Below are 13,808 nucleotides of genomic sequence, written 5' to 3'. Positions count from 1 at the left end.
TGTTCTCGGCTGAACCTGTGGTTCCTGCCGCCTGCATTTTTTCCGCAGGCGGGCCATGGGTGCGGCCAGCGCCCGGCATTCCCCGTGCCCTCTTTTCGAAGAGGGCAGGACGAAGCGCAAAAGCTCGGACGCGAAACGCGCCGCGAGATGGTGAATGCATGTCTGACCGCTCAGACAAGACTCTTACCGTCGTCATTGCGAGCGAAGCGAAGCAATCCAGGGCCGTGCACGCGACTCTGGATTGCTTCGTCGCTTCGCTCCTCGCAATGACGCCGCCTTTAACGAGGCGTCCATGCCGCCCTACTCGTTACTCGTCATGCCCGAGCTTGACCCGGCCATCCATCCTTCTCGCGAAGAGTGATGGATGGCCGGGTCAAGCCCGGCCATGACGACGGAGAGGGTCGTGCTCAACACAGCGCCGACGACTTCAGAATACTGCATGATCACCGCGCTCGGCCATCGCCTCGCCGCGGATCAGCCTGGCGTAGTAGTCGAACAGCGTCTCGGAGCCGGTGGATGGCGTGGCGTCGGCGTCGTAGCGGCCGGTGGCTGGGTCGAGCACCAGCATCGACTCGGTTGCGTAGTAGCGGCCGATGCGGGCGAGCTCCGCCTTCTCCGCAAGCGGCGGCATGACGCGCTTGGCAAGGTCGAGCCCGCCGATGATGACGTCCAGCAGCGCCACCGGCACGCGCCGGATGTTCGGCTTGCGGCCGAGCAGCGCGAACAGGTGCTCGGCCTGCTCGATCGGCGTGATGGCGGGTCCGGGGCCGCCGATCGGCAGCACGCGATTCCGGCGGCTTTCGTCATCGAGACAGCCGGCGAGATAGTCGCCGAGATCGGCGTCGCTGATCGGCTTGCAGGCGGTGAGACGGCCATCGCCGAACACGAGATAGGGCCGGCCCTGCTGCACGCGCGCGACCTGGCCCGACAGCGACTTGAAGAACGCGGTGGGACGGACGATGGAGTAAGCGAGACCCGCGGCCATCAGGCGGGCTTCGAACGCGAGCTTGGCCTGCTGAAACGCCAGCAGCGGCTTCTGCACGCAGATGGCGGACAGCAGCACGAACTGCGTGACGCCGGCCTGACGCGCCGCCTCCAGCGCGTTCACATGCGCCTGATAGTCGATGGCCTGGGCATCCCCGGGCACGCCGGTGCGCGAGGCCATGCAGGAGACGACGGCGTCGAAGCGCTCGCCGCGAAAACCGTCGCGCACGAGCGAGGCGGGATCGGTGACATCGCCGGTTCTGACGACGGCGCCCGGGATCGTCATGGCATCGCCGCGCGAACGGACGAAGCAGACCACCTCGTGCCCGCGCGCGACGAGCGCGCGCACAGTGGCACGGCCGATCGTCCCGGTCGCGCCGAGCATGAAGACGCGGCGAGGACGCGCGGCGGCAGCGGAATCATACAGCGACATCATCGGCGGGAACAGCTCCGAAAACTGCGGCGATCTATATCACGTGACGTCGACCTGGGGCTCGGCCGACGTCGCAATGGGCATCCTCATCACGCGCGCGGAGAGGCCATTATGCGCTCGTCTCCCTCCACGCCGTCATGGCGGGGCTTGTCCCGGCCATCCACGTCGTCCGGCACGCTGAGAACGACGTGGATGCCCGGGACAAGCCCGGGCATGACGGAGTAACAAATGAGCAGGATCGTTCGCCCGGACGGCTGCGTATCGCCAGAAACAACAGCCCTGCACGCGCTGGAAAGGCACACTGCGATCTCAATCCTCTCCATGAACACGCCTCGGCGTGTTCATGGTCCGTGTGCAGGACCCCCTTGGGTGCCACCCCCTCATGGTGAGGAGCGCCGCAGGCGCGTCTCGAACCATGAGGCCCGATCCGGGCCTCGCCCTTCGAGACGCCCGCCTTCGGCGGGCCCTCAGGGTGAGGATCAAAGAGTACGATCCGAGGACCAGAGCATGCCTCAGCCCAGCGCGACGCGGGCGGGGCGCACCAACTGTTACTTCCGAGCCAACCGCCTCACTCCGCCGACCGCGGCGCCTTCTCCAGGATCAGCGTATGAATGCCGCAGGTGCCGCTGTAGAGGCTCATCACCCGCGTGCCGGGCTTGCGCCCTGCCCTGGGCTCGGAGACCTGCAGGCCGGCGGCGAGCAGGCGGGCGCGGGTGGCCTCGATGTCGGCGACGCGCCAGCTCAGGCCCCAGAGCTTGTCGTTGGCCTTGTCGTTGCCGGCGACAGGGCGCTTCACGACCTCGACGATCAGGTCGCCGCAGCGGAAGAACATCAGCTGGCCCCATTCCTGGTGGCTGCGGTCGAGCGCCATGTCCAGGCCGAGCCTTGCGCCGTAGAGCGCAGCCGCGCGCTCGGGATCTTCGGTGGAGACCACGATATGATCGAGGCCGAGCACTGCGCTGTCGGCGGTCTTCCCCGACACCGGCCGCGGCTGGCCGAGCTCGAGGAAGAACATGCGCACGCCGCGCGTCAGGTCGGTCATGGCGCGGGTGCGCTTCCAGTGCAGCGTCTGGCCGGATGTTCGATCGGTGTTGTCGACCTCGGCGATCGGATCGGGCTTCAGCGCCACGCGCTCCAGCCTTCGATGCATCTTGCCGATGTCATCAGTGGCGAAGCAGATGCTCGCGAGCCCCTCGCCCCAGATCTTGATGACGTTACGGATGCGGTCGGCACCGGGGCTCTGGCCCGCCGGCGCCATCAATTCCAGGGTCATGTTGTCGAGCGTGAACAGCACGCGGTCGGCGCCCTCGCCCGAGTTCTGCCAGGACGGCTTGCGCGCCAGCAGCGTCTCGAATGCGGCGCTGCCGGCCTTGATGTCCTCGAGCAGGACGACGACGTGGTCGAGACCGGTGATCACGGAAACAGCCCTCGCGTGTTCTTGGCATTGCGTACCTTCTCGACGCCGATCGCCATCGCCGCCGTCCGATGGGAGATGTCGTCAGCCTTGGCGCGGGCGACCATTCGCTCGAAGGCGCGGTCGAGGATCTGGTACTCGCGCCGCATGACCTCGTCCTCCTCCCAGAACAGCTGTTGCAGATCCTGCACCCACTCGAAGTAGCTGACGATGACGCCGCCGGAGTTGCAGAGAATGTCGGGAATGAGAAAGATCTCGTCGCGCCGCTGGTCGAGCACCAGGTCGGCGTCCGGCGTGGTCGGACCGTTCGCGGCCTCCGCGAGGACGCGGCATTTCAGCTTGGCCGCCACCTTGGCGTCGATGACGCGCTCGACCGCGGCCGGCACCAGGATGTCGCAGGCGAGCGTAAGGATTTCGTTCGGATCGAAAGCGAGCTCGGAGGAGAAGCCCGCGATGCTGCCGCGCGCGCTCGCGTACTCCATCAGCTTGGGGATGTCGAGGCCGCGCGGGTCGTGGAGCGCGCCGGTATGATCGCTCACCGCAATCACCTTCAGGCCCATCTGGTGGAAGCCGAGCGCGGCATAGGAGCCGACATTGCCGAAGCCCTGCACGACGGCAGTGGACTTGGCGGGATCGATCCCCAAGAGGTCCATGACCCGGCGCGACGTATGGGCGACACCCCGTCCCGTCGCTTCGCGGCGCCCGAGCGTGCCGCCGGAGAACACCGGCTTGCCGGTGACGATCTCGGTTACGGTCTGGCCCTGATACATGGAGTACGTGTCCATGAACCACGCCATCACCTGCTCATTGGTGCCCATGTCCGGCGCCATCACGTCGGTGTGCGGGCCGACGAAGGGGATCATCTCCTGCATGTAGCGGCGCGACAGCGATTCGAGCTCCCGCTTCGACAGCTTGGAAAGATCGACATTGATGCCGCCCTTGGCGCCGCCATAGGGCAGCCCGACCAGGGCGCATTTCCAGCTCATCCAGATCGCGAGCGCGGCGACCTCGCCGATATCGACGGTCGGCGCAAAGCGGGTGCCGCCCTTGGTCGGCCCCATGGTCAGGAGATGCTGGACACGGTATCCCTCGTAGACGGCAATGGTGCCGTCGTCCTTGTGGATCGGACACGACACGGTGATCGCCCGCTTGGGCAGCAGCAACCGGTCGCGCTCGTCGCCTGGGATGCCAAGATGGTCGGCAATCACGTTGAACTGATTGGTCGCCATCTCAAAGACCGGACCCGCATAGACAGTCATCTTCCACTCCCGAATCTGCTCCTGCAGGCCGGCAACCATAGCGCGACCCGTGCACCGGCGGCAGGGGGCCTCCGGTTGCAAAGGCCGATCTCAACCACCATGGTGACGATTTGACGAAGAATTTCAGCGTTGATCCGCTTTAACCGCTTGCTAATCTGCGGCGCCGGGGCCGCGATCACCCCATAGTGAGACAGAAATGGCAATGCAGGCCCTCTTTATCGGACAGACCTACATCGACGTGACGTTCATCACCGACCACATGCCGACCGGGGACGAGAAGCACGTCGCCTCCGACTATGCGGTGTCGTTCGGCGGCAATGCGGTCACTGCGGCATTTTGCTGCGCCAAGCTGGGCATCGTGCCGGACCTGATCGCAACGATTGCGAATGACTGGCTCGGACGGATGTTCCAGGACATGACCGCGAAATACGGCATCTCCGTACATCCACGGAAGGTGAACGCCTCCTCGCTGTCCTTCATCATGCCGAAGGACGGCAAGCGCGCCATCGTCCGCTGCCGCGATGACGCCCACATCCATCCGTTTCCGCTGCTCAATCTCGGCAATTGCCGGGCACTGCATGTTGACGGCCACCAGCCGGATGCGGCGCTGCATTATGCCAAGCTGTGCCGTGAGGCCGGCATTTTGACCTCGCTCGACGGCGGCGGCCTGCGCACCAACACCCATGAGCTGCTGGAATACATCGACGTCGCCATCGTCGCCGAGCGGCTCTGCGAGCAGATGGACCTCACGCCGGAGAAGATGCTCGACTATCTCAAGAGCCGCGGCTGCCGCATCGGCGGCGTGACCCAGGGCGAGAAGGGCCTGTTGTGGTACGACGAGGTCGGCGCGGTGCATACTTTGCCCGCCTATCCGATCCCGCGCGAGCGCGTCATCGATACCAACGGCGCCGGCGACGTATTCCACGGCGCCTATATGTACTCCTATCTCGCCAATCCGGCGAAGAGCTGGAAGGAGCATTTCGAGTTCGCCCGCGCGGCCTCGACATTCAAGATCCAGAAGCTCGGCAACGAGGCCGGCCTGCCGACGCTCGCAGACATCGCGCTGGTGAGACAAGAATTCGAAGCCCGCGTCTAGCGGTTTTGGGGGAGAGAGCCGATGGGGCGCGTCGTCATCGCCGGCAGCATCAACATGGATGTGGTGGCGACGGCCGAGCGCCATCCCCGCATCGGCGAAACCGTCGCGGGCCAGTCGGTGATGTATTTCCCTGGCGGCAAGGGCGCCAACCAGGCGGTGTCATCCGCCAAACTCGGCGCGCCGACCTCGCTGATCGGCCGGCTCGGCCGCGATGGGTTCGGCGAGCAGTTGCGCACGTTCCTCGCCGATCAAGGCATCGATCTCGCGGCGGTCAAGGACAGCGCCAGCGCGGCGACTGGGACGGCGATCATCACGCTGGCGAATGCCGACAACACGATCGTGGTGATCCCCGGCGCCAACGCCGAGGTGGGCGCTGAGGATGTGGCACAGATCGCGTTGAAAGCTGGCGACGTGGCGGTGAGCCAATTCGAGATTCCACAAGCCACGATCGCGGCCTTCTTCAAGGGGGCGAAAGCCGCCGGTGCCACGACGATGCTCAACCCCGCTCCCGCCAGCGTCTTCGCTGAGGGACTGTTCGCGCTGGTCGACGTCCTCGTGCTCAACGAGACCGAGCTCGGATTCCTGGCCGGTGTCGAACTCAGCGAGGCGCCGACGCCGCAGCAGGTCGTCGACGCCGTGCAGGTGCTCAATCCGCGTGCGGACCAAACCATCTGCGTCACCCTGGGCGCGCGCGGCGCGATCGCCGTTCGTGGCGGCGACGCGAAGCTGGTCGAAGGCCGCGTGGTCAAGGCGGTCGACACCACCGGCGCCGGCGATTGCTTCGTCGGCGCGCTGGCGGCGCGGCTATCGCAGGGCGCGGCGCTTGCTGACGGCATCGCCTATGCCAATATCGCCGCCTCGATCTCGGTGCAGCGGATGGGCGCCGGCCCATCGATGCCGACGGCAGAGGAGGTGCGCGCGCTGCTCTAGGCGAGAGCGCTCTTTAGGTCGAAGCCCACGTCGGCAGCCTTGTTCGGATCGATCGTGCCGCCCGCTGCGAGCAGCTTGCGACCGAACATGTGGTCACCCGCCTTGTTGACGGATTCGATCCCAACCAGCCGGCCCTCCTTGTAGCAGAATGCGGAGAATGCCTTTTGCGCCGGATCCCCGCGCAGCACGACCTGGTCATAGCCCGTGGTGAGCCCCGCGATCTGCAGCTTGTCATTGGCCTGATCGCTCCAGAACCAGGGCTGCCCGTCATACGGCTTGACGTCGCCGGTCAGCCGCGCGGCGACGCAGCGGGCCTGATCGGTCGCGTTCTGCACCGACTCCAGCCGCAGGGTGCCGCCGAAACGCTGGCTTGCGAACAGCGCACAATCGCCGATTGCCGAAATGTGCGGATCGCTGGTGAGCAGATATTCGTCGACCACGATGCCCGAGGCGACCTGCAGTCCCGCTTCCGCCGCGAGCTCGACATTCGGCAGCACGCCGACGCCGACCACGACGAGATCGGCGGGAATGTGCCGGCCATCGCTCAGGCTGACGCCGGTGACCTTGTTGCCGTCGGCCTCGATGCTGGTGGACTGCACACCCAGATGAATGCGCACGCCGGCGTCGGCATGCTGCTTCTGGAAGTAGTCGGAGATTTCCGCCGTCACCGCCCGCGCCATCACCCGCGCCCCGAGCTCGAGCACGTCGACCTCGAGGCCCTTGATGCGCGCGGTCGCCGCGAATTCGAGTCCGATGAAGCCGGCGCCGATCACGACGACGCGCTTGGCATCACCGAGCAAGGCCCTGAGCGCTTCGCTGTCATCCAGGATCCGCAAGTAGCGCACCGCCGGAAGATTGGCATTGGGGAGGTCGAGCAGCCGGTTGCGCGCACCGGTCGCAAACACGAGGTGGCCGTAGTCGAGCGCCTTGCCGGAGGCGAGCAGCAGCTTGCGCTGCTCGCGCTGAACGGCGACGGCGCGGTCATAGACGAGATCGATGGTCTGGTCGGCGTAGAACTTCTGCGGCCGGAACATCAGCGTCTCAGGACCCCCGGTGCCCTTGAGATACGCCTTCGACAGCGGCGGGCGCTGATACGGCAGATGCGGCTCGTCGTTGATCAGGTGGATCGGATCGGCAAAGCCTGCCTGCCGCAGCGAGGTCGCAAGCTGAAAGCCCGCATGCCCCGCGCCTACGATCACCACCGGTCCCTTGGTCACAGCACCCTGCCCCATTCTGTCCACTTCCCGTGTTTGCGCGCCTTGTCTGCTCCGGGTTTACCTCCCGTCGTTCCAGCGGAACCGCGTTGTCGCAGACTTCCCCGGCATTGTCACCGGGCGGCTGTGCGCTCAAAATGCGGCAACAACCATACCAGGGAGGAATGAATGTCGGACGCAGCCGCGGAACCCGCTCGCCTGAGCATCGCCGGTCCGATCGCGACCATCACGCTCGATCGCCCGACGGCATTCAACGCCATCAACCTCGCCATCGCGCAACGCCTGGAGCAACTCGCGGCGCAGGTCGAGGCCGATGCCAGTGTCCGTGTTTTGGTCCTGAAGGGCGAAGGCCGCGCCTTCTGCGCCGGCGGCGACCTGCAGACCATCGGAGCCGCGGCTGACGCCGACACCATCACGCCGGTCGTGAGCGAGCTGCTGCATCACTACCACGCCTTCATCGCGAGCCTGCGGCGCATGCCGAAGATCGTGCTGGCCAGCGTGCACGGCTCGGCAGCAGGTGCAGGCATGTCGCTGGCCTTCGCAGCCGATCTCTGCATCGCCGCGGAGGAAGCGCGCTTCACCCCGGCCTATGCGAAGCTCGGCGTCTCGCCCGATGGCGGCGGCACGGTCGGCGTCGTCGCCACCGCAGGCGTCCGGCGCGCGCTGCAGATCTTCCTGGCCGAGGACAGCTTTACGGCCGCACAAGCCCATGAGTGGGGCTTGGTTGCGAAAGTCGTCCCCGCCTCTGAACTTGCTGCCACCACCGATGCGCTGGCACAGCGGCTGGCGCAGAACATGCCGGCGGGCATCGCCGCGACCAAGGCGCTGATCCATCGCTCGCCGACCAGCTCGGTCGAGGACCAGCTGGCCGCCGAGCGCGATGCGATCATCAATTGCATGCACACCGACGAATTCCGCGCCGCCGTGAAGCGGTTCACCAGCAAGGGAAAGTAGGACTGCGCTCACCCCTTCCCTTTCCGGCGCATGAAGTCGAAATCGCAGCCGTCATCAGCCTGCAGGATCGTTTCATGAAACAGATGCGCGTAGCCGCGCTCGGCCCATTCCGGCGCGCCGGCTTGCTGGAGCGATGCGCGTCGCTGGTCGAGCTCGGCGTCGTCGACCAGCAGGTCGATGCTGCGCTTGGGGACGTCGAGCCGGATCATGTCGCCGGTTCGCACCAGCGCCAACGGCCCGCCGACGGCGGACTCAGGCGTGATGTGCAGCACGATGGTGCCGAACGCCGTGCCGCTCATCCGCGCATCGGAAATGCGCACCATGTCCTTGGTACCGCCGCGCGCGAGCTTCTTCGGGATCGGCAGATAGCCTGCTTCCGGCATGCCCGGCGCCCCTTTGGGTCCTGCGTTGCGCAGCACCAGGACGTCGTCAGCGGAGACATCGAGATCGGGATCATCGACCCGAAGGGTCATGTCCTCGACCGACTCGAACACGACGGCGCGGCCAGTGTGCTGCAGCAGCTTGGGGCTGGCCGCCGAGTGCTTGATGACGGCGCCGCGAGGAGCAAGATTGCCGCGCAGCACTGCAAGGCCACCTTCCGGCTTGATCGCGTCGGCGCGCGAGCGGATCACGTCCTGCCCGGGAACATCCTCCGCCGCGGCGACGATGTCACGCAGGGACTGGCCGGTGATCGAGTTGCAATCGAGATCGATGAGATCGCCGAGCTGCTTCATCAGCTTCGGCACGCCGCCGGCGTGGTGGAAGTGCTCCATATAGTGATCGCCAGACGGCTTGAGATCGACCAGCACCGGCACCTCACGGCCGATATGGTCGAAGGCGTCGAGATCGATCTTGTGCGGCGTACGGCCGGCAATCGCGGTGAGGTGCACGAGGCCGTTGGTCGAGCCGCCGATCGCCTGCAGCACCACCTGCGCGTTCTTGAAGGCGGACGACGTCAGCAACTCGCTCGGCTTCGGTCCCTTCGCCTTGGCCATCTCGGCCGCGACCCGGCCGCTGGCTTCGGCCGAACGGAAGCGCTCGGCATGCGGCGCGGGAATGGTCGCGCTCATCGGCAGGGACAGGCCGAGCGCCTCGGTGATGCAGGCCATGGTCGAGGCCGTGCCCATCACCATGCAGGTGCCGACCGACGGCGCGAGTCGACCATTCACAGCCTCGATCTCGCTGTCGTCCATCTCGCCGGCGCGATACTTGGCCCAGAGACGGCGGCAGTCGGTGCAGGCGCCGAGCACCTCGCCCTTGTGATGCCCGACCACCATCGGCCCGACAGGAATGACAACCGTCGGCAGATCGGCCGAGACCGCAGCCATGATCTGCGCCGGCAAGGTCTTGTCGCAGCCGCCGATGACGACCACAGCATCCATCGGCTGGGCGCGGATCATCTCCTCGGTTTCCATCGCCATCAGATTGCGCAGATACATCGAGGTCGGATGCGCGAAGCTCTCGGCGATCGAGATGGTCGGAAATACGAACGGCATCGCGCCCGACAGCATGACGCCGCGCTTCACCGCCTCCAGGATCTGCGGCACGTTGCCGTGGCAGGGATTGTAGTCACTGTAGGTGTTGGTGATGCCGACGATCGGGCGATCGAGCGCGTCGTCGGAATAGCCGGCGGCCTTGATGAAGGCCTTGCGCAGGAACAGCGAGAAGCCGGCATCGCCGTAGGCAGTCAGTCCCTTGCGCAGTCCGTCAGTCATTGTCTTCTTTTCTTTCATTTACCGTCATTCCGGGGCGCGCAACGCGCGAACCCGGAATCCAGAATTGATTCAAACTCCCATATCGAGATTCCGGGTTCGCGTCCTGCGGACGCGCCCCGGAATGACGAGCTCGGGTCAACCCCAGTCGATGATCCGGCTGGTGTCACCGTCGAACTCCGTGGTGCAGAACGCGCCGCCCTGGAAATAGTCCCCGATCGGATCGGCGGGCAGCTTGGCCTGCTCGGCCAACGCGTGCTCGCGAAAATCCTCGGCGCGGCCCGTCGGGCGATAGCCGAGATCGTAGGCGCGCTGGTTGTCCCACCAGGCGCGTTCGTTGAGAGAGGCGCCGTACAGCACCTCGAAATGAATGTCCGGATGCTCAAGGCCGATGCGGCAGAGCTGAACGAGATCCTCCGGCTTCAGCCAGATCGACAGCCGGCGCTTGTCGAGCGGCTTCTCGCCGAAATTGCCGATGCGCAGACACGTGACCTGCAGCCCATGCTTGTCGGCATAGAGCGACCCGAGCGCCTCGCCGAACACCTTGCTGACGCCGTAGCGGCCATCGGGGCGCGGCTGCACGTCGTTGTCGATCTTGCGGTGGCGCGGATAAAAACCGACAGCGTGGTTCGACGACGCGAACACCACACGCTTCACACCCTTGCGGCGCGCGGCCTCGAACAAATTGTAGCCGCCGATGATGTTGGCCTGCAGGATGTCGTTCCAGGGGCCTTCGACCGAATAGCCGCCAAAATGGATGATGCCGTCGACGCCTTCGCACAGCGACTCGACCTGGGCGAGGTCGGCAAGATCGGCCGCCTTGAAGGTCTCCTGGCTGGAGAGATCGGCTGGCGGTTTGAGGTCGCTGAGCAGCAGGTCCGGATAGATCGGCGGCAGCAGCTTCCGCAAGGAACTGCCGATTCCACCGCTCGCACCGGTCATCAAGATACGTGGCATTTCATCCCTCGTGTTGGGTCCGCAGGTTTGCGGTCGTTACCGCCCGATGATAGCAGAGATCGCAACGGCACAATAACGGGACCAGCCAAATGTCCGATGGAAACGCTCACACGCAGGGCTGGCGCCCTGCCACCTTCTATCCTGATCCGGCGATCCAGGCGCTGGATCCCCGCTTCGAGAAATATTGGCTCAAGCTTTCCGCCGTCGAGCGGATCGCGACGGGGCTGCGCTGGGCCGAGGGGCCGGTGTGGTTCGGCGACGGGCGCTATCTGCTGTGCAGCGACATTCCCAACCAGCGCATCCTCAGATGGGAGGAGGAGACCGGCGCGGTCTCGATCTTCCGCAAGCCGTCGAATTTCGCCAACGGCAATACCCGGGATCGCCAGGGACGGCTCGTCACCTGCGAGCATGGCGGGCGCCGGGTCACGCGGACCGAGTATGACGGCTCCATCACGGTGCTGATGGACTCCTTCGACGGCAAGCGATTGAACGCGCCGAACGACGTCGTCGTCAAATCCGACGGCTCGATCTGGTTCACCGATCCGACCTTCGGCCTGCTCGGCAATTACGAGGGCTACAAGGCCGAGCCGGAGATCGACACCCACGTGTACCGGATCGACGGTACCACCGGCCAGGCGAGCATCGTCGCCGAGGGCGTTCTGGGGCCGAACGGGCTGTGCTTCTCGCCGGATGAATCCATCCTCTACGTTGTCGAATCCCGCGGCGTGCCCACGCGCAAGATCCTCGCTTATGACGTCTCGGCCGACGGCAGGACGCTGTCCAACAAGCGCGTCCATATCGACGCCGGGCCGGGCACGCCGGACGGGATGCGCTGCGACGTCGACGGCAATCTCTGGTGCGGCTGGGGCATGGGCTCGCCCGAGCTCGACGGCGTCATGGTGTTCGCGCCGGATGGCGCGCCGATCGGGCGCATCGCCCTGCCCGAGCGCTGCGCCAATGTCTGCTTCGGCGGCCTCAAGCGCAACCGCCTGTTCATGGCCGCCAGCCAGTCGATCTACGCGCTCTACGTGAACACGCAGGGCGCGCTCGGCGGTTGACATTCCACGTCGTAGGGTGGGCAAAGGCGCGGAGCGCCGTGCCTACCGTTCTTGTTCATGGCGTAGAGGGTGGGCACGCTGCGCTTTGCCCACCCTACGCACTCTCACCGATCAGGCCGCGTTGTAGCCCGCGACGGCCTTGACCTCGAGATACTCTTCGAGACCGAAGCGGCCCCATTCGCGGCCGTTGCCGGACTGCTTGTAGCCGCCGAACGGCGCGGTGCGGTCGTTCGGGACGCCCTGCAGGTTGACGTTGCCGGCGCGGATTTTGCGGCCGACCTCGCGGGCCTTCTCGATCGTCGGCGCGGTGACGTAGCCGGCGAGACCATAGGGCGTGTCGTTGGCGATCTTCACCGCCTCGGACTCGTCCTGCGCGCCGATGATCACCAGCACCGGTCCGAAGATCTCCTCGCGCGAAATGGTCATCTCGGGCTTGACGTCGGCGAAGATGGTCGGACGGACGTAGAAGCCCTTGTTGACGCCCTCGGGCAGGCCCGGACCGCCGGCGACGAGGGTCGCGCCCTCCTCGATGCCCTTGTTGATCAGCGCCTGGATCTTGTCCCACTGGCCGCGATTGACGACCGGGCCGATCGTGGTGCCCTCGCCGCGCGGATCGCCGGCCTTGGTCTTGTCGGCGACGCCCTTGGCGATCGCAGCCACTTCCTTCATCCGCGCGGCCGGCACGATCATGCGCGACGGCGCGTTGCAGGACTGGCCGGAATTGTTGAACATGTGCATGACACCGCCGGTCACCGCCTTGGTGAGGTCGGAGCCCTCCAGGATCACGTTCGGCGACTTGCCGCCGAGCTCCTGGCTGACGCGCTTCACGGTCGGCGCGGCGCGCTTGGCGACGTCGATGCCGGCGCGGGTCGAGCCGGTGAACGAGATCATGTCGATGTCCGGATGCTCGCTCATGGCGGCGCCGACCTCCGGCCCGAGGCCGTTGATCAGGTTGAACACCCCCTTCGGCACGCCGGCCTCATGCAGGATCTCGGCGAAGATCAGCGCCGAGGTCGGGGTGAACTCGGACGGCTTCAGGATCATGGTGCAGCCGGCGGCCAGCGCCGGCGCGACCTTGCAGGCGATCTGGTTGAGCGGCCAATTCCAGGGCGTGATCATGCCGACCACGCCGACCGGCTCGCGCACCACCACGGACGACGGCAGCGTCTCCTCGAACTCGTACTTCTTCAGGACGTCGAGCGTCGACATCAGATGGCCGAGGCCGGCACCGGCCTGCAGCTTCTCCGCCATCGGCAGCGGCGCGCCCATCTCGTCGGAAACGGCGGCACCGATCTCCTTCATGCGGCCCTTGTAGATCGCGATGATCTTCTCGAGCAGCGCGACGCGCTCCTCGCGCGAGGTCTGCGAAAAGGTCTCGAAGGCGCGCTTGGCGGCGGCGACGGCCTTGTCGACATCGGCCTTGGAGCCCAGCGCAACCTCGTACATCGCCTCTTCGGTCGCGGGATTGACGACCGGGGTGGACTTCTTGACGACCGGATCGACCCAGGCGCCGTCGATGTAGAATTGCAGGCGATTGACCATCGGAAAACCTCTTCACGTGGAAGCATATGGGGGAGCGGCTGCGCGCGGACCGGCATCCTGGCACGCGCGATCCGCGGGATGAACCCGCCACATGCGGGGACCGGGGTTGCGTCCCGCGGATATAGGAGCAAGGCCGCGACCGGCGCAAGCCGACGGACCTGCGTTTCGTCGCCGCTCCATTTTGCGTCGCAACAAGCGCGGCTCCCCTCTTTCGCCGCTCACCGGCCATCATTCCGGAGGGCAGAATTCCCGTCG

Annotated in this window: 11 protein-coding genes; 4 read left to right on the top strand and 7 right to left on the bottom strand. The window is 66.0% G+C overall.

Features of this window, described 5'->3' with window-relative positions; genetic code table 11:
• Positions 1 to 427: 427 nt before the first annotated feature.
• The 3 genes from NLR35_RS23980 to NLR35_RS23970 all read right to left on the bottom strand — a co-directional run bounded on the left by NLR35_RS23980 (position 428) and on the right by NLR35_RS23970 (position 4,090).
• Positions 428 to 1,369, bottom strand: coding sequence for an NAD(P)H-binding protein (locus NLR35_RS23980; protein WP_257169004.1), 942 nt, complete (start codon positions 1,367 to 1,369; stop codon positions 428 to 430).
• 616 nt (positions 1,370 to 1,985) lie between these two features.
• A complete protein-coding gene (locus tag NLR35_RS23975) occupies positions 1,986 to 2,834 on the bottom strand; it encodes a VOC family protein (RefSeq protein WP_257168988.1) in 849 nt (282 codons plus the stop codon).
• On the bottom strand, positions 2,831 to 4,090 hold the full coding sequence (locus NLR35_RS23970; protein WP_257168987.1) for a Glu/Leu/Phe/Val dehydrogenase: 1,260 nt from the start codon (positions 4,088 to 4,090) through the stop codon (positions 2,831 to 2,833). Before NLR35_RS23970 ends, NLR35_RS23975 begins: the two co-directional genes overlap by 4 nt.
• 202 nt (positions 4,091 to 4,292) lie before the next feature.
• On the opposite strand from NLR35_RS23970, the gene NLR35_RS23965 reads away from it, so the two are divergent.
• A complete protein-coding gene (locus tag NLR35_RS23965; RefSeq protein ID WP_257168986.1) occupies positions 4,293 to 5,186 on the top strand; it encodes a sugar kinase in 894 nt (297 codons plus the stop codon).
• Between the two features lie 21 nt (positions 5,187 to 5,207).
• Complete coding sequence (locus NLR35_RS23960; protein WP_257168985.1) at positions 5,208 to 6,116, top strand: ribokinase; 909 nt, start codon at positions 5,208 to 5,210, stop codon at positions 6,114 to 6,116.
• Here NLR35_RS23960 and NLR35_RS23955 read toward each other — a convergent pair.
• Positions 6,113 to 7,348, bottom strand: a complete 1,236-nt coding sequence (locus tag NLR35_RS23955) for an NAD(P)/FAD-dependent oxidoreductase (RefSeq protein ID WP_257168984.1) — start codon at positions 7,346 to 7,348, stop codon at positions 6,113 to 6,115. The genes NLR35_RS23960 and NLR35_RS23955 overlap by 4 nt on opposite strands.
• Positions 7,349 to 7,498: 150 nt before the next feature.
• Between NLR35_RS23955 and NLR35_RS23950 the strand changes: the two genes are divergently transcribed.
• The gene (locus NLR35_RS23950; protein WP_257168983.1) at positions 7,499 to 8,284 is read left to right on the top strand and encodes an enoyl-CoA hydratase/isomerase family protein; all 786 of its coding nucleotides are present in this window, start codon (positions 7,499 to 7,501) and stop codon (positions 8,282 to 8,284) included.
• A gap of 8 nt (positions 8,285 to 8,292) precedes the next feature.
• Here NLR35_RS23950 and NLR35_RS23945 read toward each other — a convergent pair whose 3' ends face one another.
• Together NLR35_RS23945 and NLR35_RS23940 are read right to left on the bottom strand one after the other, a co-directional pair.
• The gene (locus tag NLR35_RS23945; RefSeq protein ID WP_257168982.1) at positions 8,293 to 9,999 is read right to left on the bottom strand and encodes an IlvD/Edd family dehydratase; all 1,707 of its coding nucleotides are present in this window, start codon (positions 9,997 to 9,999) and stop codon (positions 8,293 to 8,295) included.
• A 135-nt stretch (positions 10,000 to 10,134) separates the two neighbouring features.
• Complete coding sequence (locus NLR35_RS23940) at positions 10,135 to 10,953, bottom strand: NAD(P)-dependent oxidoreductase (protein WP_257168981.1); 819 nt, start codon at positions 10,951 to 10,953, stop codon at positions 10,135 to 10,137.
• 89 nt (positions 10,954 to 11,042) lie between these two features.
• Between NLR35_RS23940 and NLR35_RS23935 the strand changes: the two genes are divergently transcribed.
• Entirely contained in the window at positions 11,043 to 12,011 is a 969-nt protein-coding gene (locus NLR35_RS23935) for an SMP-30/gluconolactonase/LRE family protein (RefSeq protein ID WP_257168980.1), read from the top strand.
• A 111-nt stretch (positions 12,012 to 12,122) separates the two neighbouring features.
• On the opposite strand, the gene NLR35_RS23930 is transcribed toward NLR35_RS23935, so the two are convergent.
• Complete coding sequence (locus NLR35_RS23930; protein WP_257168979.1) at positions 12,123 to 13,553, bottom strand: aldehyde dehydrogenase family protein; 1,431 nt, start codon at positions 13,551 to 13,553, stop codon at positions 12,123 to 12,125.
• Positions 13,554 to 13,808: the final 255 nt, after the last annotated feature.

Source organism: Bradyrhizobium sp. SRS-191 (assembly GCF_024586915.1).
GTDB lineage: Bacteria > Pseudomonadota > Alphaproteobacteria > Rhizobiales > Xanthobacteraceae > Bradyrhizobium.
Note: the sequence above shows the minus strand (reverse complement) of the source record. Positions and strands in the feature narration are given on the sequence as shown.

Excerpts from the sequence above, each read along its gene's own strand:
- NLR35_RS23955 (WP_257168984.1), bottom strand. The coding sequence starts at position 7,348 with ATGGGGCAGGGTGCTGTGACCAAGGGACCGGTGGTGATCGTAGGCGCG.
- NLR35_RS23960 (WP_257168985.1), top strand. The coding sequence starts at position 5,208 with ATGGGGCGCGTCGTCATCGCCGGCAGCATCAACATGGATGTGGTGGCG.
- NLR35_RS23970 (WP_257168987.1), bottom strand. The coding sequence starts at position 4,090 with ATGACTGTCTATGCGGGTCCGGTCTTTGAGATGGCGACCAATCAGTTC.
- NLR35_RS23965 (WP_257168986.1), top strand. The coding sequence starts at position 4,293 with ATGCAGGCCCTCTTTATCGGACAGACCTACATCGACGTGACGTTCATC.
- NLR35_RS23940 (WP_257168981.1), bottom strand. The coding sequence starts at position 10,953 with ATGCCACGTATCTTGATGACCGGTGCGAGCGGTGGAATCGGCAGTTCC.
- NLR35_RS23980 (WP_257169004.1), bottom strand. The coding sequence starts at position 1,369 with ATGCTCGGCGCGACCGGGACGATCGGCCGTGCCACTGTGCGCGCGCTC.
- NLR35_RS23950 (WP_257168983.1), top strand. The coding sequence starts at position 7,499 with ATGTCGGACGCAGCCGCGGAACCCGCTCGCCTGAGCATCGCCGGTCCG.
- NLR35_RS23930 (WP_257168979.1), bottom strand. The coding sequence starts at position 13,553 with ATGGTCAATCGCCTGCAATTCTACATCGACGGCGCCTGGGTCGATCCG.
- NLR35_RS23945 (WP_257168982.1), bottom strand. The coding sequence starts at position 9,999 with ATGACTGACGGACTGCGCAAGGGACTGACTGCCTACGGCGATGCCGGC.
- NLR35_RS23935 (WP_257168980.1), top strand. The coding sequence starts at position 11,043 with ATGTCCGATGGAAACGCTCACACGCAGGGCTGGCGCCCTGCCACCTTC.